Annotated in this window: 22 protein-coding genes and 1 tRNA gene; 9 read left to right on the top strand and 14 right to left on the bottom strand. The window is 70.9% G+C overall.

The features are described from left to right. The first annotated feature begins 227 nt into the window (after positions 1–227). Positions 228–2,777, top strand: a complete 2,550-nt coding sequence (locus EV371_RS09180) for a hypothetical protein (RefSeq protein WP_130461672.1) — start codon at positions 228–230, stop codon at positions 2,775–2,777. On the opposite strand, the gene EV371_RS09175 is transcribed toward EV371_RS09180, so the two are convergent. Further along, a complete protein-coding gene (locus EV371_RS09175; RefSeq protein ID WP_165436639.1) occupies positions 2,740–3,780 on the bottom strand; it encodes a patatin-like phospholipase family protein in 1,041 nt (346 codons plus the stop codon). The two genes, EV371_RS09180 and EV371_RS09175, sit on opposite strands and share 38 nt — an antisense overlap. A gap of 190 nt (positions 3,781–3,970) precedes the next feature. Continuing rightward, complete coding sequence (locus EV371_RS09170; protein WP_165436638.1) at positions 3,971–4,558, bottom strand: cupin domain-containing protein; 588 nt, start codon at positions 4,556–4,558, stop codon at positions 3,971–3,973. A 310-nt stretch (positions 4,559–4,868) separates the two neighbouring features. Here EV371_RS09170 and argC point away from each other — a divergent pair, with 310 nt between their 5' ends. Together argC and EV371_RS09160 are read left to right on the top strand one after the other, a co-directional pair. Continuing rightward, positions 4,869–6,044 (top strand): N-acetyl-gamma-glutamyl-phosphate reductase, encoded by a 1,176-nt coding sequence (argC, locus tag EV371_RS09165; protein WP_130461669.1) that lies wholly within the window; start codon positions 4,869–4,871, stop codon positions 6,042–6,044. 9 nt (positions 6,045–6,053) lie between these two features. After that, positions 6,054–7,163 (top strand): iron-containing alcohol dehydrogenase, encoded by a 1,110-nt coding sequence (locus EV371_RS09160; RefSeq protein WP_130461668.1) that lies wholly within the window; start codon positions 6,054–6,056, stop codon positions 7,161–7,163. Positions 7,164–7,285: 122 nt separating this feature from the next. Here EV371_RS09160 and EV371_RS09155 read toward each other — a convergent pair. After that, positions 7,286–7,359: transfer RNA gene (locus tag EV371_RS09155), tRNA-Thr, on the bottom strand. Positions 7,360–7,528: 169 nt separating this feature from the next. Between EV371_RS09155 and EV371_RS09150 the strand changes: the two genes are divergently transcribed. Further along, positions 7,529–9,253, top strand: coding sequence for a metallophosphoesterase (locus tag EV371_RS09150; protein ID WP_130461667.1), 1,725 nt, complete (start codon positions 7,529–7,531; stop codon positions 9,251–9,253). Positions 9,254–9,271: 18 nt separating this feature from the next. On the opposite strand, the gene EV371_RS09145 is transcribed toward EV371_RS09150, so the two are convergent. Together EV371_RS09145 and EV371_RS09140 are read right to left on the bottom strand one after the other, a co-directional pair. Next, positions 9,272–9,463, bottom strand: a complete 192-nt coding sequence (locus tag EV371_RS09145) for a DUF397 domain-containing protein (protein WP_130461666.1) — start codon at positions 9,461–9,463, stop codon at positions 9,272–9,274. Further along, the gene (locus EV371_RS09140; protein ID WP_130461665.1) at positions 9,450–10,232 is read right to left on the bottom strand and encodes a Scr1 family TA system antitoxin-like transcriptional regulator; all 783 of its coding nucleotides are present in this window, start codon (positions 10,230–10,232) and stop codon (positions 9,450–9,452) included. The genes EV371_RS09145 and EV371_RS09140 overlap by 14 nt, the downstream gene beginning before the upstream one ends. A 390-nt stretch (positions 10,233–10,622) precedes the next feature. Between EV371_RS09140 and EV371_RS09135 the strand changes: the two genes are divergently transcribed. Next, the gene (locus EV371_RS09135; protein WP_130461664.1) at positions 10,623–10,871 is read left to right on the top strand and encodes a hypothetical protein; all 249 of its coding nucleotides are present in this window, start codon (positions 10,623–10,625) and stop codon (positions 10,869–10,871) included. A gap of 2 nt (positions 10,872–10,873) precedes the next feature. Further along, entirely contained in the window at positions 10,874–11,161 is a 288-nt protein-coding gene (locus EV371_RS09130) for a hypothetical protein (RefSeq protein ID WP_130461663.1), read from the top strand. Between the two features lie 129 nt (positions 11,162–11,290). Here EV371_RS09130 and EV371_RS09125 read toward each other — a convergent pair whose 3' ends face one another. From EV371_RS09125 to tmk, 8 genes are all read right to left on the bottom strand, one after another. After that, the gene (locus EV371_RS09125; RefSeq protein ID WP_130461662.1) at positions 11,291–12,145 is read right to left on the bottom strand and encodes a regulatory iron-sulfur-containing complex subunit RicT; all 855 of its coding nucleotides are present in this window, start codon (positions 12,143–12,145) and stop codon (positions 11,291–11,293) included. A 101-nt stretch (positions 12,146–12,246) separates the two neighbouring features. Beyond that, on the bottom strand, positions 12,247–13,407 hold the full coding sequence (locus EV371_RS09120) for a hypothetical protein (protein ID WP_130461661.1): 1,161 nt from the start codon (positions 13,405–13,407) through the stop codon (positions 12,247–12,249). A 50-nt stretch (positions 13,408–13,457) separates the two neighbouring features. Next, positions 13,458–14,336 (bottom strand): hypothetical protein, encoded by an 879-nt coding sequence (locus tag EV371_RS09115; protein ID WP_130461660.1) that lies wholly within the window; start codon positions 14,334–14,336, stop codon positions 13,458–13,460. Positions 14,337–14,408: 72 nt separating this feature from the next. Next, a complete protein-coding gene (locus EV371_RS09110; protein ID WP_130461659.1) occupies positions 14,409–15,089 on the bottom strand; it encodes a hypothetical protein in 681 nt (226 codons plus the stop codon). Continuing rightward, positions 15,089–15,394: a hypothetical protein gene (locus EV371_RS09105; RefSeq protein WP_130461658.1), complete on the bottom strand. Its 306-nt coding sequence runs from the start codon at positions 15,392–15,394 to the stop codon at positions 15,089–15,091. The genes EV371_RS09110 and EV371_RS09105 overlap by 1 nt, the downstream gene beginning before the upstream one ends. Then, positions 15,395–15,748 carry a YbaB/EbfC family DNA-binding protein gene (locus tag EV371_RS09100; protein WP_486484547.1) on the bottom strand — a complete coding sequence of 118 codons (354 nt, stop codon included), beginning with the start codon at positions 15,746–15,748 and terminating at the stop codon, positions 15,395–15,397. Positions 15,749–15,932: 184 nt separating this feature from the next. After that, positions 15,933–17,282, bottom strand: coding sequence for a DNA polymerase III subunit delta' (locus EV371_RS09095; RefSeq protein WP_130461657.1), 1,350 nt, complete (start codon positions 17,280–17,282; stop codon positions 15,933–15,935). Continuing rightward, the gene (gene tmk / locus EV371_RS09090) at positions 17,282–19,510 is read right to left on the bottom strand and encodes a dTMP kinase (RefSeq protein ID WP_486484925.1); all 2,229 of its coding nucleotides are present in this window, start codon (positions 19,508–19,510) and stop codon (positions 17,282–17,284) included. Before tmk ends, EV371_RS09095 begins: the two co-directional genes overlap by 1 nt. A gap of 400 nt (positions 19,511–19,910) precedes the next feature. On the opposite strand from tmk, the gene EV371_RS09085 reads away from it, so the two are divergent. After that, positions 19,911–21,131 carry an alanine racemase gene (locus EV371_RS09085; protein WP_130461656.1) on the top strand — a complete coding sequence of 407 codons (1,221 nt, stop codon included), beginning with the start codon at positions 19,911–19,913 and terminating at the stop codon, positions 21,129–21,131. A gap of 48 nt (positions 21,132–21,179) precedes the next feature. On the opposite strand, the gene EV371_RS09080 is transcribed toward EV371_RS09085, so the two are convergent. Continuing rightward, entirely contained in the window at positions 21,180–21,824 is a 645-nt protein-coding gene (locus EV371_RS09080) for a TetR/AcrR family transcriptional regulator (RefSeq protein WP_349339479.1), read from the bottom strand. A gap of 195 nt (positions 21,825–22,019) precedes the next feature. Here EV371_RS09080 and EV371_RS09075 point away from each other — a divergent pair, with 195 nt between their 5' ends. Both EV371_RS09075 and EV371_RS09070 read left to right on the top strand, forming a co-directional pair. Continuing rightward, a complete protein-coding gene (locus EV371_RS09075; protein WP_130461655.1) occupies positions 22,020–23,342 on the top strand; it encodes a D-arabinono-1,4-lactone oxidase in 1,323 nt (440 codons plus the stop codon). Positions 23,343–23,456: 114 nt separating this feature from the next. Then, positions 23,457–24,368 (top strand): GNAT family N-acetyltransferase, encoded by a 912-nt coding sequence (locus EV371_RS09070; RefSeq protein ID WP_130461654.1) that lies wholly within the window; start codon positions 23,457–23,459, stop codon positions 24,366–24,368. Position 24,369: the final 1 nt, after the last annotated feature.

Here is a 24,369-nt window from a genome sequence, read left to right as displayed (position 1 = left end):
GGAGAAGCCGGGCGCACTCCACACGACCCTGCGGCGCACTGCGGCGAGATCCCTCCAGTCGATTTCGGTTTCGCTGGGAGTATTCATAGCGGGTGGAAGTCCGCGACACGCAACCGACCGCGCTGGTACGGCTCTGACACACTTGTCTGGTGCGACGCTCGCGGGTCGTCAGGCGTGTCGCGGCGATTGTCTTTTCCGTCGCCGCGCTCATCCTTATTGGATCATGGATGGTCGGCGGTACGGGCCGGGCAGACGAGATTTCCAGCATCCTGGCGGCACTGGTAGCCCTTACCTCCGCCCTGCTCTGGGTCGTTAACAACAATTTCGGGACCGGTACCCAGCCGGCCCGCCCCGACCAGCTTGATCTCGCCGTCCGGGAACTGGCCGAAACGATATCGGTGCAGTGGGAGCAGGAGGGGGTCCTGCGGGGTCTGCGCGACACCCAGCCCGCGAACATCCGCTGGTCAACCACCGGCACGCTGCTCACCGAGCCCCGGGGCGCCGTCGTCCCGCAGCAGGCGGACGGCGAACTGCGGTGGCGGCGGCTGAGCGAGTACGAGTCGGCCATTCTCGACCTGTTCGACAGGGCGCCGTCGCACCGACTCGTTGTTCTGGGCGACGGTGCCGCGGGTAAATCGGTCTTCGCGCTGCTCTTCACACTCAGCTACCTCGCCCGCCGTCGCGAACGGGATCCTGTTCCGGTGATGCTCAGCCTGTCGTCATGGAGCCCTGACAACGAGGCATTCACCGCGTGGGCGGAGCGCAAACTGTTCGAGCTTTACCCATTCCTTGAGAATTCAGGCGTCTACGGAACCAAGGCGGCACGTCGGCTCATCGACACCCGTCGGATCATCTTCGTCTTGGACGGCCTCGACGAGATAGCCGATCATGCGCGTCCGGTCGCGCTGGACGACATCGAGCGCTCGCTTCCAGTGGGCCAGCCACTACTGCTCACCTGCCGCACCCACAGCTTCGTGGCGGTCACCGCGGGTCGCCCGGCGCTCGCCGGGGCAACCCGGGTGACCCTGCACCCGCTGCAGGTGGACGACGCGATCACCTATCTGTACGGAGCGGAAACCTATCCGGACGGTCGGTCCGGTCCGGCCCCGGCCCAGCGGAAGCTGTCGCGCGTGCGAGCCGTATTGAACGTGGTGCTCAGCGACGGGCAGGCCCGGCGGCCGCAGGGATCGGAGGCGTTACGGGCCGCCCTGGGTTCCGAGAAGTGGCGGCCGCTGTTCGAGGTGCTGAGGGACAGGACCGGCAGTCCGCTCCAGCGGGTGATGGCCGTCCCGTTGTACGCGGCGCTGGTCCGGCGGCGCTACAGCGACGGGATCCTCGACCCGCAGGAGTTCGTTCGCAGCGTCGCGGGAGTGAACGAGGCAGGTATCCGGAGCGCCCTGATCGGCGACCTGCTGTGGAAGTTTGACCGACCGAACACGCGGGGGCCGGCCCCGCCGGGCCGGGGGCCGCGGACCCGCTGGCTGGGGTTCATGGCCGACAGGTTGCGCCGCACGGATCAGCCGACGATCGAATGGTGGCGGCTGTACCAGTGGCTGAGCCCGCGGCAGTGGGCGCTCATCGCCGGTATCGTCCTCACGCTGACCTACCTGCTCACGATCGGCTTCCCGGAAGGGCTCAAACGCGGTATCGCGGTCGGGATGGCGGTGGGAATCGTGATCGGTCTGACCCGGGGCAGCCTCGCCGGTCTGCGCGCGGGTGCGCTGACCGGGGTGGTCGGCGGTTCGGGCGTTCTCGCGGTGTCAGCCTTCCTGCTCGACTGGTTCGACGCGGTCTTCGTGGCGGTCGAGCTGGGTGTGGCGCTGGGCGTGGCCACCGCGTTGATCCCGCGGATGCAGCGGTCCCTGACGGGAGTGTTCCAGGTGGGGCTGCTGGGCGGTATGGCCGCGGCGACGGTGACGGGTCTCCAGGACGGAATCTCGCATGGGCCGTCCGCCGGGTTGTTCCGTGGCGTCACGACGGTGTTCGGCATGGGCATCTCGATCGTCTTCGCCGGAGCCCTTACGTACTGGCTGAAGGTGACCGAGCAACCCAAGCAGCCCTCGTTCATCAACATCTCTCGCGCCCGCCGTGAGCGACGGCTGCTGCCGTACCTTGCCTTCGGCACCGCGAGCGGACTGGCCATCGGCGTCGGCGGAGGGCTGGTCGGGGCGGCCCGGTCCTGGTTCGCCGGCGGACTGGAGGAGGCGGTGACCTACGGCGGCGTGATCGGCCTGAGTTACGGACTGACCGCCGGATTCGCGGTCGGCCTCACCGGGGGCTACGTCAAGTGGATCACGGAACCGTCTGCGGAACCACTCGCCGTGACACCCAGCCTGACGCTCAGCTACGGTCGCATCGTCGCGCTGGCGTACCTCGTGGTGCCCACCGTGGCCGCGCTCGGCACGATGCTGGCGCTCCGTTACGTGCTGACGTCCCACTACCCGGCCGTGGCCGGTCCGGCAACCCACTCACCAAACGTCTCACCGGTGAACGGCGCGGCGCTCGGGGCGAGCATCGGGCTCGTCCTGGCGTGCTGTTTCACCCCGTGGCCGGCCTTCGTGCTCGTCCGACTGATGCTGTGGATCACGCGCTGCGGGCCGCTGCGGATGATCGGAGCACTGGAGCGGGCGTGTGACCTGGAGATCCTGCGACATGACGGAGCGGCGTACCAGTTCCGGCACGACGAGATCCGCAAGTGGCTCCTGACCGCGGAGCCGGGCGGCCGAGGCCCCCAGCCGGCTACGGCCGCACCACGGTCCAGCGGGGCAGGGCCGTGAAGGCGCCGGTGCCGATCGTCGATGAGGGCAGCCCTTCCACAGCCGCGTAGACCATCTCGTACGCGCTGGTAATGGCGGCGAGCAACGGACGCGGCCGCAGTTCCCAACGCGCGAGGGTGGGCTGGCCGGCCATCGGCGCGAGGTCCAGGACGTACGGTCGCTCCGCGCCGGGCTCGTGCCGGAGCCGGGCCAGCCGCTGAAGGTCGCTGTGCTTGCGCGCGACCTCCGCCAGGTAGGCGGCGCCCAACCCCTTTCGCAGGCGCTCCACGTGCCGGGCGGTCAATCGGATGAACGGCGACGGCCGGGCCTGGTAGCTACCGGCCGGGAAGGTGCTCAACGACAGCACGTGGGTGCAGTTGTCGTCGACCGCCATCCGGTATGGCAACGAGGTCAGCACGGAACCGTCGATCGCCCGCTCTCCCCGGTAGACGCCGGCACCCCGCACCAGCACAGGCCGCCAGGAAGTGCTCATGAGCGCCGCCTTGAGATCTTCCCGGGTGGTGAAGTCGGTCGCGGCGTACGGCTGAATGGTGTCGACCATCGTCAGTGCCACGGTGAGCGGCACCGGTGAGCTGAGCACCCGGTCGTAGTGCAGTGGCCGGACCTGCTCCATGATCTCATCGAAGACCACGGCAAGATCGAGCGCCGAGCCACCGCGCAGAAATCGACCCAGCCGCAGGAAATCCCGGCTGGGAAGATCCTGGAAGTAGATCGGAAGCGCCCGCCACGCCTCGCCGGCGACGAAATAGGCGCTGTTGATCGCGCCACCCGAACAACCGTAGAGCGCGTCGAAGGCGGAGCCGAACCCGAACTCCTCGAGCGCCGCCAGCATGGCCCCGGAGACCACCCCGCGCATGCCGCCGCCCTCCACGGCCAGCCCGATCTTGTGATCGTCGGCGCGTTGACCCGGTTGACTCCTGGCTCGACGGCGCTCTCGCAACGCATCGAGAACGGGATGGTCGACGCTCCACATCCCATCACTGGGCCCAGATTGCTCCGGCATCTGACACATCCTCGGCACGAATCCACAGTCTTAAATTTATCTCGCCCGTGCCTTACCTTCTGTTGATGGCTGCTGGCGGCAGTCGGGTCATACTACCCCTGTGAGGCACCGATGCTCCAGCGGTGAGATCTTCGAGTTGCCCGCACTGGAAGCAATCGATCAACCTGACGGAGTGACGTTTCCCGGAAGGTCAGAAGTTGACCGCCAATAGCCGTGCCGTAGGCGTGGTGGCAACGAATGCATGTGGCACGAAGGGTGCGATGTAGATGCTGGAGCCCTGCGGGAGATCGGACTTGGAGGGCGCCTCCGGGTCGCCCCAGCGCATGTGGACATCGCCCTCCAGAACGTAGATAAACTCACCCCCTGGGTGCCCGGCGTTAAACTGCGACTCGTCCTCGCCCTGCCGCAGCACGTCGACCAACAATGGCACCATGTTCGGCGCCGTGTGGGTACGAACGAGACAGTGGTACGTGTAGTATTCCGCCCCGCCGCGCTTTCCCGTGATCGCGTCGGCATCGCCTGCGTACTGTAGCTTGACGCCGTTGTCGAGATCGCTCCTGTGGCCCGGCACCAGTGTCGCCGGGTTGGTGTCGAGCGCCTTGGCGATATCGGACACCTGGGCCAGGGTCAGATCCGGCAGGTCATGGCTCTGTTCCCACTCGCGCACCGTCTCGGCGTTGATACCCAGACGGTCGGCGAGATGATGTTCGTTCAGCTTGATCTGTTGACGCCGACTCCGTAGCTTTGCGCCGAAACCGGATGTCGCCTCGACGTTCATGGGAAACCCCCTCGGGTCGGCTTGATCAATAACCCCGGGCTTGAGACGCACTTTACCGACCCCCCCTCGACAAATCAACCATGATAGATTGTCACGAGCTTCGATCAATTTCGCGGACAGATGATCCCAGAAGGCGCTGATCGAGTCGGTGGGTGGCCATTGTGGCCGGGTGCGACCAGAGCCCATTGATGCGGCCGTCAACAGTTCTCGTCAACGTCTCCCGCAGCGCGGTCGTCGGGGAGGCGGCGCTGGCCGGAAACCCGGTGCCGCACCGCGTTGCGTGACGGCGGCCGACCACAGGGAGGTGTTCATGGCCGGTGACGGCCTGCGGGTGGATCCGGGTCATCGAGGTGGTCGCACTCCCGGCCGAGGCGAACAAGCTGGGCGCGGTGCCGAGTCGACCGGTCTCACCGCGGTGGTCGTCGGGGCCGCCGGCCACACCGGCGGCGAGGTCTGCCGCCTGCTGCTCGGACACCCTTACGTCGGCGAGATCCTGCCGACGTCGCGCTCGGATCTGCCGTTCGACCAGACGCACCCGAACCTGCGCGGCTGCGGGCTCGTCTACCGTTCCGCGGACGAGGCTCTGGACGCCCGCCCGGACGTGGCCTTCCTCTGCGCGCCCCCTGGGGAGGCCATGCGGATGGCACCACGCTTCCTGACCGCCGGTACCCGCGTCGTCGACCTCGGCCCCGACTTCCGGTTCGCCGATCCCGACGTCTACACGCGCGTCTACGGTCGCCCCCACCTGGCACCCGAGCTGTTGGCGAAGGCGGCGTACGGGATCAGCGAACTCAACCGCGCCGAGATCACCGCCGCCCGGCTGGTCGCGAATCCGGGCTGCTACGTCATCACCGCACTGCTGGCGCTGTATCCCCTGCTCGGCGCCGCCTTCGTCGACTGGTCGTCGCTGATCCGGATCAGTGCCATCAACGGTACGTCGGGCGGCGGGACCGCCCCACACCCGCGGCTCATGCACGCGGAGGTCGCCGGATCCATGCTGTCGTACAGCCTGAACGGCCATCGTCATGCCCCCGAGCTGGAGACCGTGCTGGGGCGCCTCGGCGGGCGACCAGTGTCGATGGACCTGAGTACGGCCTACGGACCCTTCGTCCGCGGCACCTTCCTGACGGCCAGCCTGTCCGTCGGCACGGCATGGCGCGACGACCTGGACCGCGACGCGGTACTCGACCGGTACCGGAAGACGTACGGAAGCGGCGCCGACGGCGAATACTTCGTCCGCGTCGTCGACCAGCCGCGCCGCGGTGGGCTCAACGAGAAGGAGTACGACCTCTACCCACGGCTGGCCGACGTCGTCGGGTCGAACTTCTGCCATGTCGGGACGGACTACGACGCCACGCACGCGGTGATCCGGGTCGTCGCCGTGACCGACAATCTCGGCAAGGGAGCCGCGGGTTCGGCGATCCAGAACATGAATCTGCTGACCGGTCTGCCGGAGTCCACCGGCCTGGCCGCCTATGCGCTGTGAGGCTGTCGCGTGTTCGAGCTACGGATACCCACCACGATCGTGTTCGGGGCGGGACGACTCGCCGACGTCGGAAAGCTCACGCGCCACCACGGCCGGCACGCGCTTGTCGTCACCGGCCGGGCGGCGATGCGCCGGCACGGTGTGACCGACCGGGTCACCGGGCTGTTGCGGGATGCGGGAGTACGGGCGACCGTGTTCGCCGGCGTTCGGCCCAACCCACACGCGGAGGAGGTCGACGCGGCGGTGGCGCTGGTCCGGCGACACGCCTGTGACGTGGTGGTCGGACTCGGGGGCGGCAGCGCCATCGACGCGGCGAAGGCCGTGGCGGTCGGGGTCAACCACGCGGCGAGCGGCCCCTTGGTGGGACGCACGCTCGATCCCGAACCAGGCTCCCTGCCGGTCGTCGCCGTTCCGACCACCGCCGGCAGCGGTTCCGAGATCAGCAGAGGGGCCATCGTCACCGACACCGCACGCAACCTGCGCGCCGGCATCCGGGGCGAGGATCTGTATCCGGCGGTCGCGGTGATAGATCCGGATCTTGTCGCCACGGTTCCCGGCCGGACGGTGGCCGACGCCGGGTTCGACGCGATGGCCCATGCCATCGAGGGGTACGTAGCGCGGTCGGCCAACCCGGTGAGCCAGGTGCTCGCCGAGCGCGCCATTCTGCTCCTCGCGGAGCACCTGCCCGCGCTGTCGGCCGGGCGGAGCGACCGTGCCGTACGGGAGGGCTGCTGCCTCGCGGCGCTGCTGGGTGGCGTGAACGTCGCCACCGTCGGCACCTGCCTACCGCACCGGCTCCAGCACGCGATGGCGTCGGTGGCGCCGGATGTCTCGCACGGCCGTGGCCTCGCCGCGCTCTATCCCGCCTGGCTGCGACACGCGGAACCGTTCGCGACGGGCCGTTTCCGGCGGCTCGCCGGCCTGCTCTCCGCACCGGACGTCCACCACGGCGTCGCCGAGATCCGGCGGGTCCTCGGGCTCACCGAACGACTGCGGGACCTGGCGGTGACCCCGGGGGACATCCCGGCCGTGGTGGACGCCGTCCGGGGCAACGTCGACAACGACCCCATCGAGGGGGACGCCGCCGAGGTGATCCGCGGCATACTGACCGAGTCCTGAGTTTAGAAGAAAATCACGGATGGCTGGTCAAAGGACCATTCAAGGACTCGACGGGCCAGCGGCGCTGTTGTCGACCTTCGGAAGCGGCGAAGCCCAGGCCGATGACCTGGGCTTCTGTTCCGAGCCGCCTGACGGAATCGAACCGTCGACCTACGCATTACGAGTGCGTCGCTCTGACCGACTGAGCTAAGGCGGCAACGCCGGCAAGTGTACGACACCGGGCGCCGGCCCGGCTCGGGGGTTTCCCGGTGGGTACCCGGGCAGGGCGGCCGGAAGCGGTCGGACCTGGCGAAACCTCGCGCCAGCGCCGGATCGGTCAGCGGGCGGACAGTACCACGACGGGCGCCCCGACTAGGCTGCCATCGATGACCGATCACCAGGCGCCGCCGGTCCCGGCGCAACCGGCGGCCCCACCCCGGCCGGGCAGCCTCGACCCGAGCGAACTCGGCTTCACCCCGCAGCGCCCGGTGCCCTGGCTGGCGCCGCTGCTGCTGGTCAGCACCGGGCTGCGTACCCTGCTGGCGCTGCTCTTCGGCGCGTACCTCGACAAGCGGGAGTTGCAGAACTCGCTGCCCAGCACGGTGACCCGGCAGGTCGGCCCGGACGGCGACCTGTGGCTGGACTTCGTCGCCGACCTCGGTGACGGGTTCAACGCCACCTACTCGGTCGCCTATCTGCTCACCCGCCCGGAACTGGAGGTCGACGGGCACCGGCTGCCGCGCGGCCAGATGCTGCTGATGGGTGGCGACCAGGTCTATCCGACGGCCAGCGGCGAGGCGTACGAGAACCGGTGCAAGGGCCCCTACCAGGCCGCTCTGCCGCAGCCGCCGGCCGACGGCCCGCCCCCGGCGCTCTACGCCGTCCCCGGCAACCACGACTGGTACGACGGCCTCACCGCGTTCCTCCGGCTCTTCGTCCGCTCCCGGGACGACAACGTCGGCGGCTGGCACACCCCGCAGGGCCGCTCCTACTTCGCCGTGGAGCTGCCGGCCGGCTGGTGGCTGTTCGGGCTGGACGGGCAGTCCGGGGTCTACCTCGACGACCCGCAACTGCGCTACTTCGAGGAGGCGGCGAAGGGGCTCACCGCCGAGTCACGGGTGATCATCGCCGTGCCGGAGCCGAGCTGGGTCAAGGCCGTCGACAAGCCCGACGAGTACGACACCATCGACTATTTCCTCCGTACCGTGATCGCGCCGACCGGCGCCCGGGTCCGGCTGCTGCTCTCCGGCGACCTGCACCACTACGCCCGGTACACCGGACCGGACCGCACCCTGGTCACCTGCGGTGGCGGCGGCGCCTACCTTTACCCGACCCACAAGCTGCCGGGCCGCATCGAGGTGCCGCCGAGGGACACCCTGGTCCGCCGGGCCAGCACCAGCCAGTCGTACGATCTGGCCGGGCGCTATCCGGACGCGGCCCGGTCCCGGCGGTACGGCTGGGGCATCTTCGGCCGGCTGCCGCTGCGTAACCCGGGTTTCGCCACCCTGCTCGGCGGGCTGCACACGCTGTTGATGCTGGCCATGGCCGGCGTGGTCGCCCCGCGCTCCGAGGCGGCGGCCCAGCGGTTGTTCAGCATCCCGCTGGCGATCATGCTCGTCGTCACGCTGGTCGGTGCGGTCTTCTTCGCCAAGCCGCCCAGTGCGAGCGGCAAGCGGCACGCCCGGCACTGGATCCTCGGGCTCTGTCACGGCTTCGGGCACATCGGGCTGGCCGCCGCCGGCACCTGGCTCTGGCTCCAGCTCTTCTTCCACGCCTGGCCGTGGCCGCTGCCGGTGGTCGCGGCCGCGGTGGTCTACGGGCCGATCGCGGGGCTGGTCGCCAGCCAGCTCACCGCGCTCTACCTGCTGGTCGCCGGCTCGTTCGGGGTCAACCTCAACGAACTCTTCGCCGGGCAGGGCATCGAGGACGCCAAGTGCTTCCTCCGGCTGCACATCGCCGCCGACGGTACGCTCACCGGCTATCCGATCGCGGTGGACCGGATCTGCCGGCGCTGGCAGGCCGAGCCGGACGGTACCCCGGACGCCGCCTGGCTGACGCCACGCCATCCACTGCCGTTCCGGCTCGCCGAACCGCCGTTCACACTCCGCTGACCCGGCTGTCGGGACCGGTCAGGCGTGCCGCTTCGCCAGGCTGACGAAGGCGCGCCACCGCACGGCATCGAAGGTCAGGAGCGGCCCGTCCGGATCCTTGCTGTCCCGCACCAGTACGCGGCCCGGGAGGCCGTCGGCCACCTCGACGCACGCGCCGCCGTTTGAACTGCTACGACTGGACTTCCGCCAGGTCGGCTCAGTTGTACTCATCGATAATCCTCAGGATCAGGTCTCGGGACGGGCCACACGGAAGCGCGAGGCCACTCAAACTCTCCCACGTCCGGTCGAGTTCGCCCACCTCCTCGGCATCCGCGATGGTCCGGCCGCGCAGTTGGTCGTCCAGGTAGGCGAGGCGAGGGCTTCCGGCCCCGGGCAGACTGGCGAGGACGAAGGCGCCGGCCAAGCCGGCGTGCAGGCCGGCCGCCATGGGCAGTACCCGGACGTGCACGTTCGGCCGCTCGCCGACGTCGACCAGGTGCTCGAGCTGCTCTTTCATGAGCGCTCGGTCGCCGTACCGCAGGGCCGCCTCACCGATGATCGCCACGAGCGTCGGCGGGTCTTCGCGGTCGAGCGTCGCGGTCTGCCGCTCCAGCCGCGCGGCTGTCAGTTCGTCCAGCTTGTCCCTCCGGTGCGGTCCGACCGCCAGAATCGCGTGGGCGTACGCCTTGGTCTGGAGTAGACCGGGGATCAGGGAGTGCTCGAACCAGCGGATCAGGGTCGCCCGCCGCTCGTTGTCGGTCCAGGAGCGCAGCCACGGGGCCGCCCCCTCGGCCCGCGCCCTGGCCGACAACTCCTGAATCTCGGTCCCGGTCTCGAAAAGCGCATCCAGCGCCTTTGCGGTGTCGGGCATCGGCACCATGCGGCCCGTCTCGAACGCCCCGATGGAGGATGCCGAGATGCTGACGGCCGCACCGGTCTGATCCTGCGTCAGCCTCTGTCTGTTGCGCTCGCGGCGAATCAGTTCCCGAAGATCGTTCATCTCTATTACTCCATTGCTCCGGCCTACTGGGGTTCGTTCTTCATCAGTCGCCGACCACTACTCCTCAGGCATCTTCCTGCACCACGGGTCACCAGTACAGAGTGGACGGCAGACAGAAGGGCATCGAGAGCGATTTACGCCCTGGGCGCGATCCGCAATCCATCCGAATTGGATCTCTGCTGTCGAGTGGATGGGAGAGCTCGGTGCCGATCGTCCCCGCGCCTTGACCCCGAGCACCCGGAGAGGTGATCAGAAATGATACTGGAAAGGCGGCGACGACACCGACGGGACTGGCGGCGACTCTGGCTGTACTGCCGGTGCGGCCATCGCTGGATCTGCCCGGATTCCGCGAAACGGGTCCCGAAGCCATTCACGCCCTACATCCGGCCGATGACCGACGAGGAGTACCGGGCCGGCATGCGGGCCTCGTCACCCGTACCCGAGGTCGTGCTGCGCTTGGACCCGATCGTCCCGGCGCCGCCGGCCCGCCCTCGGACCCGAGCCACCAACGACCCGTTCTGGGACTCGCCGTGCGCGCGGCACCAGATCGGCCGGGCCGGCGCTCTGACACCCGCCCAGACCTACCGTGGCCGCTACGGCGAACGGCGGCGCCGGGCCGAGCGAGCCGGCCGGACATAACCGTGATCGGGCCGCAGGAGCGCTGGTACCGGCACATGCGACGGCTCGCCCACCGGCGCTACCCGGCTGGTCGGCACACCCCGGCACGGTCGTACCGCTGCCGGACCTGCTCGGATCCCTGGCCGTGCGCACCGGCCCGGCTGGCCCTGCTGCTCGGCTTCAAAGGCGACCGGGTGGGGCTGATGATGTACCTCGGCACACACCTCACCCGCGCACTGCAGGCAATGCCCGACACCCACCCCGCGCTGATCGCCGGCCAGATCCTCCACTGGGTTCCCCGGCGCCGCTGACCGACCTGCCTCATCACCCAGCCCCGGCACGCCAATCCAGCCGTGCCGGGGCGGCGGGAACCGTTGCAGCGGTGACCGCCCGCGAGACCCCCGGCCCTCTCCCCCCGGGGGTCTCTGCGTTTCCAGGCGCTAGTCGGTCGTCGTCGCGGGGCGCGAGTCGTAGGCCCGGCGGGGTCCGCAGACGTCGGCCAGGGCACACCGGCTGACGGAACCGTCGGAGAGCTGTCGGACCGTCACCGTCTCGCTCGGGACGTGCCGGGACACGACCTTCGCCTGGCCGGCCGGCGTCTGGACTCGCTGACCCGGGCTCGGATAGTTGCCGCTGTCGGCATAGAGCGGATGCTCGTACTTCAGGCAGCACATCAGTCGGCCGCAGGCGCCGGAGATGCGCAGCGGGTTGAGCGGCAACTCCTGGTCCTTGGCCATCCGGATGGTCACCGGCTCGAAGTCGGTGAGGAAGGTGGCGCAGCAGAGGTCACGCCCGCAGGAGCCGATGCCGCCCTGTACCCGGGCCGAGTCCCGGGCGGAGAGCTGGCGCAGCTCGACCCGGCAGTGCAGAGTGGCACCCAGGTCGCGGACCAGGGACCGGAAGTCGACCCGGTGCGGCGCGGTGAAGTAGATGGTGATCCGCGACCCGTTCGACCCGCCGCTCGGCGTCGACTCGACGACGCAGTCGACGGCGACGACCTTCATCGGGAGCTTGTGCTCCCGGATCAGCCGCTTCGCGGCGACCTTCGCCTCGGCCTTCCGCTTGCGCAGCATCTCGTCGCGGCGCAGGTCCTCCTCGCTGGCCAGGCCGGCGAGCCGGGGAAAGCCGCTGGTGTCGTCGGAGACCCACTGCGCGGCCCAGACGCACTCCGCCACCTCGGTCCCCTCGTCGGTGGGGACCAGCACCCGGTCGCCGACCGCCGGCCGCAGCCCGCCCGGATCGAGGTAGTAGAGGCGGCCGTAACGGTTGAAACTGACCGCGCACAGCATGCCCATGGGCTCACCCTATGACGGATCCGACCATCCGCCGAGTCGCGTGGACGGGCCGACCGAGATTCCACGCCTGACGACCACTGACGGGCGGCCGTGACGACGACTCAGGTGAGTGGGAGGGTGCTTCGGTCGACGCGTTGCACGAAGGTCGGCTTCCGCGCGTGCTCCAACCGGAGCGCATCGAGACGCCGAACGAACTCGTCGGTCCGCCCATCCCGCTCGCTGAGCGCGTGCAGATCCTCCAACAGCGCCACGGCCGCGTCGTACCCGCTGGTTTTCTTCGCGGCAATCAGCTCGCCGACCTGCCGCCAGGCCCGCTCCGAGCCGCCTGCCGCCAGGGCGTCGAGGCGTCGCTCGCGGGCGAGCGCCGCCGCACGTTCCCGGCGGGTCTGCTCCTCCGACGCGTCCCGCTCGGCCTGGAGTATCCGTTCAGCTCCGCGTACCTCGGACGCCACCCACAGTTCGGCCACGGTGCGGCGTCCGGCCTCGCCCGTGCCATCGTCGGATGTCGCGGCCCGGAAATCCCGCAGCAACTTTGCCTGTACGCCGCCCGCACCGCCCTCGGCGACGCGCAGCAGCAGGTCATCCTTCTTCGCGGTCGGCAGTTTCCGCAGCCAGCGGGCTAGTTCCGCCGACGACTCGGGGCGTTCGACCCGGGTCGGGCTGGCCTCGGCCGCGGCGGCGAGCAGGTCACGGTCGATGCGCAGGAAGTCGACGAGGGAATCCAGCGCCCCGCTAAGCTCGCCCAGACCCGGCGGCACGGGCGGCTCCAGGTCGTCCTCGTCGACATCGTCGCGGCCGACACTCAGTAGCCAGGCCAGATAGAGCAGTCGTAGGTCGCCGGAGGCCAACTCGGCGCGGGCGGGAACGATGGACGCCAGCAGCCCTTCGCCGTCATCGTCCTCCCAGTCCCACTCCTCCCCGTCGTTCTCGTAGATCAGATCGAGGATGACGTGGTCGTCTGTTGCCCACACCGAGGCCGAGCCGCCCCAGCAGTACTGTTCGGCGGTGGTGAGATCGAGCGAACCGCTGGGCAGCCGAAGCATCAGGTGACGGGTGCCCCAATTCGCGAGGTAGAGGAACGCGTCGTAGTACTCCTCGACAAGCTCTCGGGGATCACCGCTGAAGTTGCCCCAGTTGTAGCTGTTGACGAAGCTGGTCGGGGTGATCGTCGCCCGGGTCGAGAATGACCGTACCTCGGCCATCTCCCGCTTGCTCAACGGCCGGTCAACCGCCAGGAACTCGTAGTACTGGTATTCACTCACCGCAGGAGGTTATCGAGCTGTATCGTGCCCGCGTCGGCCGGTCGGACTATCTATCCGCTGACGACATCCTCGGCGGTGACGGCGGTGACGGCGCGGCGCAGCCAGATGTCGAGTTGGGCCAGGTCCGTACACGTGAGGATCTGTTCGCGGACGGCCTCGGAGACGGGCACACCTCGCGTCTCGAGCACGGTCAGCACCGCTCGGCCTTCTCCTCGGGCCTCTCCTCGGGCCTCTCCGTGAGCATCAACCTCGCGCAGCAGCTCACTACGGAACTCGGAGCCGACGGTGGTGCTCATGAAAGCCTCCCAACGGGCACGGGGCGCTCGCGGCAGCCCTGCCAGGACTATGTCATAGTACAAGATTGCTCTTTTCGGGCCGAGCGCTCGCAGCGCCTCCGCCAGCGCCGGGAACACGGCGTCCACGTCTGCGGCTGTGCCGTGGCAGATCGCCGACAACACCGCCAGCGCCGGATTGGCCCGAGCCAGGTCCACGTCGACGACCAGCGGCACATCGCGCGGCGTGAAGATGAACGGCCGCAGCGGCAGGCTGAGCCCTTCGAACTCGAACATGCCCCGGTACCGACGGGCGATCGTGGGGTCGGGGCAGTAGACCACCAGCGCGGCGTTGACCTTCAACTCGGCTTCCAGCTGAGCGACGTAGAGCTTCCACATCCACCGCTTGCGGGAATCCCAGCCGCGCTGGATCTCCAGCACCACCGCGAGCACCGGCTCGTCGGTCGCGTCGCAGAACAGCAGCATGCCGTCGGCATGGTACGTACGCGGAACCAGCACCCGCACGTCGGTGGGTTGAGCTCGGGCGTGGTGGTAGTCCGGCACCTTGACGTCGAACAGGTTCGTCAGCAGCCAGGTCAGCAGACCCGGGTCCAGCCTTACCAGCGCGATCGGTGACTCGTGCTCTCCACTCGGCATGGCGGCAGAGTACGGGGGGTGTATGACAAGCTCCGCTGAGTGATCCGACGCCGGTGCCCGACGACGTCGCCGTCAGAGGGAGATGCGCCCCCCGTCGGGGCGTACGACGGGGACCTCCGGGGGGCGGTGGTCGAGCAGGTCCAGCTCCGCCGCCCAGTGCCGGGGCAGCTCCTCCGCCCGGTCGTACGCCTCGTCGACCGTGGCCAGAATCCGGGCGCCGATCTCGGCCGCGGCCGCCCCGACCGGCAGTCCTACCGGCCCGGCAGCCCACGGCGCCGGCTTGGACCCGCCGGCCGGGGCGGTCTGCACGGCCACCGCCTCCGCCGAGCCGAGCACGTCGGCGAGGGTACGGGCCAGCGCGTACCGGGTGTCGGCGATCCACCCGGCCACCGCTTCGGCGTACGCGGTCGTGGCGGCGGCCCGGCCCGCCTGGCCGGTCAGGTGGCCCGCCAGTCCACGGCGGTGTGCCGCGTACGCCTCGGCGGCCGGGCCCTGCCACGAGCCGGCGGCGGAGAGCGCCGCCTGGGCCTCGCGGTAGGCCCGGCGCAGGTCGGCGTCAACCCCACCGGCGGCGGCCAGCGCCCCGGGCCGCAGCCCGAGCACCGCCCGCACGGCGTCGCCGGGCAGCACCCGGAGCCGGCGCAGCAGCGGCCAGATCCGGTGCCCGTCCGGCGCACCGGCGACCGCGAGGATGTCGTCGACCCGCCCGGAGAGCGCGACGGCGGGCTCGGCGAGCTGGTCGAGGACGTCCATCACGCCTCCTCCGGCCGCCGGTGGTGGGCCGCGGCGTCGCTGTCGGCGTATGTCGCCTCGGCGATCCGCAGCGCGGTGCCGGTGTCGGCCAGCCGCTCAGCCGTGGCCAGCAGTTCCCGGGCCCGGTTGTCGAGCGCGGCCGACCACTGCCGGTGCAGGATCCCACCGATCTCGCCGAGTCGCCCCGGCCCGTCGGCGCCGAAGGCAGCCTCGTCCGGCCCGGCGTACCGCAGCCGGCGGGCGAGGTCGGCGAGGCTGCCGCCGGTGACGTCGAGCCGGCCGGCCAGGTCCCGGAGGCCGTCCACTCATGCCTCCGTCAGTCGGCGGTACTCGCCGAACGTCTCGGTGTACAGCTTCTCCCGGGCCCACCGGGCGGCGTCGTCGGCTGCGGCGATGGCGGCCCGGACCGACCGGGCCAGGTCCGGTCCGGTACGCACCTGCGGCGCGCCCAGGAACCGTACGTCGCCGATCGACCCGTCGGCGGTGACGATCAGCTCGACCAGCCCGTCCGGGGAACGGACGGTCACCTGCACCCGGCGGATCGCCTCGTCGAACTCGGCCTGCAGCGCCTCGATGCGCCGGTAGCGCTCGATCGCCTCCTCGACCCACGACTGGTCGATCTCCCGCGCCACCGGCAGGTCCTCCCGCTTCCGGCTCACCGAACGTGCCGCATTCGCTGCGTTACGGCACCGAACCGTACCGGGCAGCCCGTCCCAAGGGAACCCTTCGTCCCAAGATCTCCCTGATCAGGACGGAACCCCCCAGCGTCCGGCGAATCAACGGCCGGCGAATCAGCCGCCGACGAGTCAACGGCCGGCGAATCAGCCGCTGGCGGAGCGCCGCTCAGCCGCGCCAGAGGGCCAGCATCATCGCCTCGACGGCGATCCTCGGCTTCACGTTGGTCTCGATCGCCGTACGGCAGCCGAGCACCGCCTCCAGCCGGCGCAGGGTGCCCTCGGCGGTCCACTTCCCGGCGGCCGAGCGGGCGGTCCCGGCGACGTCGGTGTGCACCGGCTCGACCGGGGCACGCAGCGAGATGGTCAGTACGTCCCGGTAGAAGCCGGCCAGGTCGACCAGGGCCCGGTCCAGCGCGTCCCGCTGGGCGCGGGTGGCTCGGGATTTCTGCCGGCGTTCGAGGTCCTTGAGCTGCCCGGCTGCGCCCCGGATCGCGCCCGCCGCGCCCCGGCCGGTACCCCCGGCACCGAGCGCGGTCTCCAGCGCGGCCCGCTCGGCCGCGTCGGCCTCGACCACCGCTGCCGCCGCCTCGGCCTCGGCCGCCTCGATCAGCGCGGAGGCGGCGTCGAAGCAGGCGCCGACGCCGGTCAGCTTGCGCGGCAGGGCCAGCACGGCCTCGCGCCGCTTGCGCGCCTCCGGGTCCCGGGCCAGCCGGCGGGCCCGGCCGACGTGTCCCTGTGCCGCCGCTGCCGCCCAGGCCGCCACGTCGGGCGCGATGCCGTCCCGGTCCCGGAGTACGGCCGCGACCGCCTCGGCCGGCGGCTGGCGCAGCGTCACCACCCGGCACCGGGAGCGGATGGTCACCGAGATGTCGTCCGGGTGCGTCGACGGGGTGCAGAGCAGGAAGACGGTACGCGGCGGCGGCTCCTCGATCGCCTTGAGCAACGCGTTGCCGGCCGCCTCGGTGAGCCGGTCCGCGTCCTCGATGACCAGCACCTGCCAGCGTCCCCCGCTCGGCGTGCTGGCCGCCCGGAGCACCAGGGTCCGCATCTCGCCGACCCCGATGGAGAGCCCTTCCGGCACCACGAACCGTACGTCGGCGTGCGTCCCGGCGAGCGTCGTGTGGCAACCGGTGCACTCGCCGCAGCCGGTGCCCCGGAGGCACTGTAGTGCGGCGGCGAACGCCCGGGCGGCGACCGACCGCCCGGAGCCGGGCGGCCCGGTGAAGATCCAGGCGTGCGTCATCGCGCTGCCTGCACCGGACGGGTCCGGAGTACCGCCGGCTCGGTCGGCCCCGCCCGCCGGGGCGTCGACCCCGCCGGTGCCATCGGCGGAGACCGCCTTGGCGACCCCGGCAGAGACCGCCTCGGCGGAGACCGTCTCGGCGACGTCGGTGACCTGGACCGTCTTGGCGACATCGACGGCGGCGGCCCTGATCGTCTCCGCGGCGGCGGCGGCCCGGCGGAGCAGGTCGACCGCCTCGGGCTGGCCCACCAGGTCGGCGAAGACCTCGGGCATCAGGGCCGCCGTTCGAGTTCGAAGCCATCCTGCGGCCGCACCGGACTGCCGGAGTCCGCCGCGTCACCGGCGCCGTCCTGTCCGGCGTGACCCGGCCCAGCGTCCTCGGCCGGCCGGCCCGGCCGGCCCACCAACCGGAGCTCCGTCTCGACCTGCCGTTCCGGCTGCGCCCGCGGCTCGGATCCGGATCCGGATAACTCCGGTCGGCCCGAAGTGTCCGGCGGGCTCACCGGCGCGGGGTGGCCGGACGCGTCCGGGTCGGCGAGCATTCCGGTGACCCGCTCGGCCACCGCCGCCGCCAGCTCGTCGGCCGGTCTGGAGGCGTCCAGCACCAGGTAGCGCTTCGGGTCGGCGGCGGCGAGGTCGAGGAAGGCGTACCGGACCCGGTCGTGGAAGTCGATCGACTCGGTCTCCAGCACGTCGGGGTCACCGCCCCGGGCGGCCACCCGGGCCAGGCCGGTCCGGGGCTCGATGTCGAGCAACACCACCAGGTCGGGCTTGAGGCCGCCGGTGGCCCAGGAGGAGAGCCAGGAGACCTCATCGACCGGCAGGGTCCGGCCGGCGCCCTGGTAGGCGAGGGACGAGTCGACGTACCGGTCGCTGACCACCACCGCGCCCCGGGCCAGGGCCGGGCGGACCACCGTGGCGACGTGGTGGGCCCGGTCGGCGGCGTAGAGCAGTGCCTCCGCCCGGGGGGCGAGCGCGTCCGGGCCACTGGTCCGGCCGAGCACCAGGCCGCGGATCTGCTCCCCGACCCCGGTGGCACCCGGCTCCCGGGTCACCACCACCTCGTGGTGCTGCCGGCGCAGCGCCTCGGCCAGCTTGTTCACCTGGGTCGACTTGCCCGCACCCTCACCGCCCTCGAAGACCACGAAGGCTCCGGCCGAGGCGAACGGCTCGGCCGGGAAGAGCGGGCGTCCCCGGATCGAGCCCCAGAGGTCGGACAGCACCGGTACGCCGGGTTTGTCATCCATCTGGCGGAACGCCTTGATCCCGGTGAGGATGCCGGCCGCCCCGGCGACCAGCAGCAGCAGTCGGGTGGAGGAGACCGAGATGCCCAGGTCGGCGATGCGCAGTTGCCGGGAGCCGCCGACGCCGACCAGCAGGCTGCTCACCGAGATGGCCAGGATCAGCACGAGTCTGGTGCCGGTCTGCACCACGGCGAAGACCCGGCCGCGTACCTCGTCGGCGATCTCCCCGCCGAGCAGCGTCGTACCGGAGAGGAAGGCCATCCCGGCGCCCGCGCCGACCAGCACCGCGCCGAGGATCGCCATGGAGAGGTGGATGGAGCCGGCGAGTACCAGCACCGAGGCGCTGGCCAGCACGATGCTCATGCCGAACCAGCGCCGCCGGGACATCTCCCGGACGATCATCGGTCCGAGCCCGATCCCGAGCGACAGGCCGAGGAAGATCGCGCCGAAGAGCAGGTAGAACGCCGCGTCGCCGGCGGCCAGCGACTTGGTGAAGAAGTTCGCCGTACCGATCACCACGCCGCCACCGGCGAAGGCGCCGAAGATGCCCAGCACCAGGCCACGGACCAGCGGGGTCTTGCCGATGAACCGCCAGCCGTCGACGAACTGGCGCAGGACGCTCTGTTCGACCTTTCCGATGCTCTCCCGACGGCCGCTGCGGCCGCTGATCTCCCGGATGCCGAAGAAGACCACCAGCGCGGTGGCCAGTCGGCTCAGGGAGTTGAAGTAGAGGGCCAACTGGGTCGGGTCGGCCCAGCCGGGCGGCGGACCGCTGGAGGCCGCCCGGATGCTCCGGTCCAGTACGGCGATGCTGACCGCGGCGAGCACCGGGGTGACCCCGTACGTGGTGATCAGGGTGAGCTGGTTGGCCATCTCCAGCCGGGACCGGGGGATCAGGTTCGGTACCGCGGCCTCCTTGGCCGGGATCCAGATCAGCGTGACCGCCTCGATCAGGAAGGTGGCGATGGCGGCCCAGCCGACCACCAGGCCACCGCCGACGTCCAGCAGGGCGGCGAGCGGGATCGAGGCGAAGAGCACGAACCGGAGCAGGTCGCAGATGACCATCGTGTAGCGCCGGTCGAACCGGTCGGCGAGCACTCCGGCGACCGGGCCGAGCACCAGCGCCGGAAGCAGCCGGACCGCGATCACGGCACCGAACGCGAGACCCTTCGCGGTGTCCCCGCTGACCTGGCTGGAGGCGAAGATCGAGGTGGCGAGCAGGCCGAGCCAGTCACCGAACGAGGCGGCGCCGAGCACCAGCCAGAGTCGCCGGAACGGGCGGATCCGCATGACCGAGCGGAGCGCCTGGTAGCCGGTCCGGTCGACCGGACCGGTGGCGGCGGGAGGCACGGGCGTGGACGTGGGCGGCGGCGACTGCGCTGTGCGCTCCGCGCTCCTGTCGTTGTCGTCGATGGCCGTACCCCTCCGCGCCCCGGCCCATGGCTGGGCTCCCCCGAGCACACTCTAGTGGCGGTACGGATCGGCTCCGACCCCGACATTCCCCGGAGTCGGGGCTTAGGGGGCGGTGGTGGAGCTCCCGGTGGGTCGAGTCGTCGATCTCCCGGTGGGTCGATGGTGCCGCTACCGGTGCCCCGCACGCCACACCGGGGTACGCGAGAGAGTTTCGCATTATCGCCGGGAGCGTTAGCGTGCTCGAATGACCACCGAACGCGACAAGCTGCGCCGACGCCTGGACCGGGCGACGGCACATCTCGAACCACCCTTTGCCGTGGTCGACCTCGACGCGTTCGACGCCAACGCCCGCGCCCTGACCGGCCAGGCCGGGGAGAAGCCGCTGCGGATCGCCAGCAAGTCGCTGCGCTGCCGGGCCCTGCTCGGCCGGGCGCTGGCCGGACCCGGCTGGGCGGGCGTGCTGGCGTACACCCTGGCCGAGGCGATCTGGTTGGTCCGCAGCGGCGTGACCGACGACGCGGTGCTCGGCTACCCGACCACCGACCGGCAGGCGCTGGCTCAGCTTGCCGCCGACCCGGAACTGGCCGCCAAGATCTGTCTGATGGTGGACAGTACGGCGCAACTCGACCTGGTCGACGCGGTCGCCGCCGCCGGCACGCGGGCGGAGATCCGGCTCTGCCTCGACCTGGACGCCTCCTGGCGGCCGATGGCCGCCGCCCTCGGCGGACGGATGCACGTCGGCACCCGCCGCTCACCGGTGCACTCGGCCGCCGAGGCCGGCCGGCTGGCCGGCACGATCGCCCAGCGGCCGGGCTATCGGCTGGTCGGCCTGATGGGCTACGAGGCACAGATCGCCGGGCTCGGTGACGCACCGCCCCGGCAGGCCGTCCGGGGTGCCGCCATCCGGCTGCTGCAACGCCGGTCGTACCGGGAACTGCTGCACCGGCGCGCGGCGGCGGTGGCGGCGGTACGCGAGCACGCCGACCTGGAGTTCGTCAACGGCGGCGGTACCGGCAGCGTCGCGCTGACCACGGCGGACCCGGCGGTAACCGAGATCACCGCCGGGTCGGGCCTGTACGGGCCGACGCTGTTCGACGCCTACCGGAGCTGGCGGCCCCGACCGGCGGCGTTCTTCGCGCTGTCGGTGGTCCGCCGTCCCGCCGCCAGGATGGTGACCCTGCTCGGCGGTGGTTGGGTGGCCTCCGGGCCGGCTGACCGGACCCGGCTGCCCACCCCGTGGCTGCCGCCGGGTCTGCGGCTGACCGGCACCGAGGGCGCCGGGGAGGTGCAGACCCCGGTGACCGGTGCCGTCGCCGCGTCACTGCGGGTCGGTGACCGGGTCTGGTTCCGGCACGCCAAGGCCGGCGAGCTGGCGGAACATGTCGGGGAGCTGCACCTGGTCGAGTCGGACCGGGTCGTGGGCACGGTTCCGACCTATCGCGGCGAGGGCCGGGCCTTCCTGTGAGCCGCGTACCGGACCTGTCGTAGGGCGGCTGATGGTGCCGGAAGGACGCTACCCGGCCGAGGGGGCGGCGTCGACGTGCCGGTGCAGGTACTCCCGGATCAGCGCGGTCGCCTCGGTCAGCACCTGCTCGTCGCCCTCGGGATCACGCCGGAAGGCCAGCTTGATCAATGCGTCGGCCGCCTCGACCGCGATCTCCAGCGCGAAGCGCAGCCGGGGCGCGTCGCTGGTGCCGAACTGCTCGACCAGCACCCGGGCCAACTGCTCGGCGATGACACCGTTGTTGTCCCGGTCCTCGTCCAGCAGGTGCACGTCGACGACGTCGCCGAAGTGCAGGGTACGGAAGCCGGGCACCCTCCGGTGCATCGTTATGTACTCGTCGATCGCGGCGTCGACCCCGTCCCACCAGTAGGTCAGGTCGCCCCGGGAGAACCGGTCGCTGAGCCGCTCCAGGTACGCCTCCATGTTGCGCAGGGTCAGTGCCTGCACGATCGCTCGCTTGTCCGGGAAGAACTGGTACACCGACCCGATGGCCACTCCGGCGCGCTCGGCGAGCAGGGTCGTGGTCAGCCCCTCGTAGCCGACCTCGTCGACTATCTCGGCACAGGCGTCGAGCATGCGCTGGACCCGGGCGACGCTACGGCCCTGCACCGGTACGCGGCGCAGTGGACCGGATGTGGCGGTTGACGTGGACACTCGTCGCCACTCCCTTTCGACGGGGTGAAGGTTACTAGGCGTCACGGTTTCGAAACGCTATCCGGACTAACGAGCCGAGCGGATATCGGTATTTACTCGCCGTGACGATCCTGATTTACTCGCCCTGGCACACCTTGATACGAGCCTAATTCATGTTTGTCCATCGACGGCCTGGTCAGAGCGAGCGGAGGGCAGATGAGCGGGCGTACCGCAGCACCCCGAGCCACCTCCTCCTGGTCGAACTGGGCCGGCAACCAACGCGTCGACGGCGACGCGCTGCGACCGTCGACCGTGGACGAGATCGTCGCCACGGTCCGGGCGGCCCGAGCCGCTGGCCGGCGGATCAAGCCGGTCGGCAGCGGCCACTCGTTCACCGCGATCGCCCGGGCCGACGACCAGCGGGTCGATCTCACCGCGCTGACCGGAGCGGTCCGGGTCGATCCCGGCCATCGGCTGATCACGGTACCGGCTGGTGTCACCCTGCACGCGCTGAACGAGGTGCTCGCCGGGCACGACCTGGCCCTGGCCAACCTCGGCGACATCGACGCGCAGACGCTGGCCGGGGCGATCTCCACCGGCACCCACGGCACCGGCGCCGGCTACGGCTGCCTCTCCACCTTCGTCGCCGGGCTGACCCTGGTCACCGGGACCGGCGAGCTGCTGGAGTGCTCCGCCGACCGGAACCCCGACGTCTTCGCGGCGGCCCGGGTCGGGCTCGGCGCCCTCGGTGTGATCACCGAGGTGACCCTGAACTGCGTGGACGCCTTCGTGCTCCGCGCCGACGAACGCCCGGCACCGCTGCCCGAGGTCCTCGCCGAGCTGCCCGAACTGGTCGGCGGGAACGACCACTTCGAGTTCTACTGGTTCCCCTACACCGACCGGGTGCAGGTGAAGGTCAACAACCGGGTACCCGTCGACGACCGGCCACTGCACCCGTTCCGGAGCTGGCTGGACGACGACTTCCTGGCCAACTCCGTCTTCGCCGCGGCCTGCCGGCTCGGCCGGACCGTCCCCGCCCTGGTACCGGCCATCTCCGCCGTCTCCGCGCGGGCGCTCACCGCCCGCGGCTACACCGCCCGCTCCGACCGGGTCTTCTGCACCCCGCGCCGGGTCCGCTTCCAGGAGATGGAGTACGCCCTGCCCCGGGCCGCCCTGCCGGAGGCGCTGGCCGGGCTGCGCCGGGTGATCGAGGAACTGCCGTTCCGGGTGCTCTTCCCGGTCGAGGTCCGGTTCACCGCCCCGGACGACATCTGGCTCTCGCACGGCCACGGACGCGAGTCGGCGTACGTGGCGATCCACCAGTACGCCGGGATGCCGGCCGAGCCGTACTTCCGGGCGTTCGAGCGGATCGCCACCGGACTCGGCGGCCGGCCGCACTGGGGCAAGCTGCACTACCGGGACGCCGAGTCGCTGCGCCCGGCGTACCCCCGGTTCGCCGACTTCCTGGCCGTGCGGGACCGGCTCGACCCGGACCGGGTTTTCGCGAACTCCTACACCGAGCAGGTGCTCGGCCCCTGATCCCCAATCAGCGCCCGTGACGTCCGCCCACCGCCCGGCCGGACAGCGTTCCGGTCCCGACGCCCGGCCGGAAATCGTTCGGATCCGGGCCGGCCGATGCCGTATACAGGCCTGGTGACGAGCCTGACGCCGCGGATGCGGCCCTACTCGGACGCCGATCTGCCGCGCCTGTCGCAGACCTTCGCCGCCTGGATCGCCGAGGCCGGCCGGTGCGGATACGACCACGTGGGCGAGGTACCGCACCGGATCTACGAGAACCTCCGAGGTCGGCCGGTGGGTGAGCTGGTCCAGCTCTGGGAGTACGGCGACGAGATCGTCGGGCTCGCGATCAACCTGCGCTTCGGTGCCGCCTTCGACGTATTCACCGCCCCCGCGTTGCGCGGCACCGCCGCCGAGGTCGAGATGCTCCGGACGGCGGCGGAAACCACCGGTCGGGCGATGGCCGTCGACGAGCCGTACGTGCTGACCGATGTCTTCGACTGCGACACCACCCGGATCCGGCTGCTCAGCGAACTCGGCTTCACCCGCTTCCGCACCTGGGACGACGTCACCGTCCGGGAACTCGCCGGCCCGGTGGACGCGCCGGTCGCGCCGGAGGGCTTCCTGGTGCGCACCGCCCGGCCGGCCGACGCCGACCAGCTCGCCCGGGCCCGCAACTCGGCGTTCGACGCGGACTGGACCGCCGAACTGTACCGCTCGGCGGTGATGACCGGGCCCGGCTACTCCCCGGACCGGGAGGTTGTCGCCGAGGCCCCGGACGGGCGGATCGCGGCCTTCGCCGTCTACTGGCTCGACGGGCGCAACCGGGTCGGCCACTTCGAGCCGGTCGGCACGCACCGCGACTTCCACCGGCGAGGGCTGGCCCGGGCGGTGATGCTGACCGCGATGCGTCGGATGGCGGCGGCCGGGATGGCGACGGTGACCGTCAACTACAACGCGGACAACCTGCCGGCACAGCGGCTCTACGCCGGGCTCGGCTTCCGCCGCGAACACCAGACCTACGGCTTCCGCCGCCCCCGGCCCTGAC

Source organism: Plantactinospora sp. CNZ321 (genome assembly GCF_004217235.1).
Note: the sequence above shows the minus strand (reverse complement) of the source record. Positions and strands in the feature narration are given on the sequence as shown.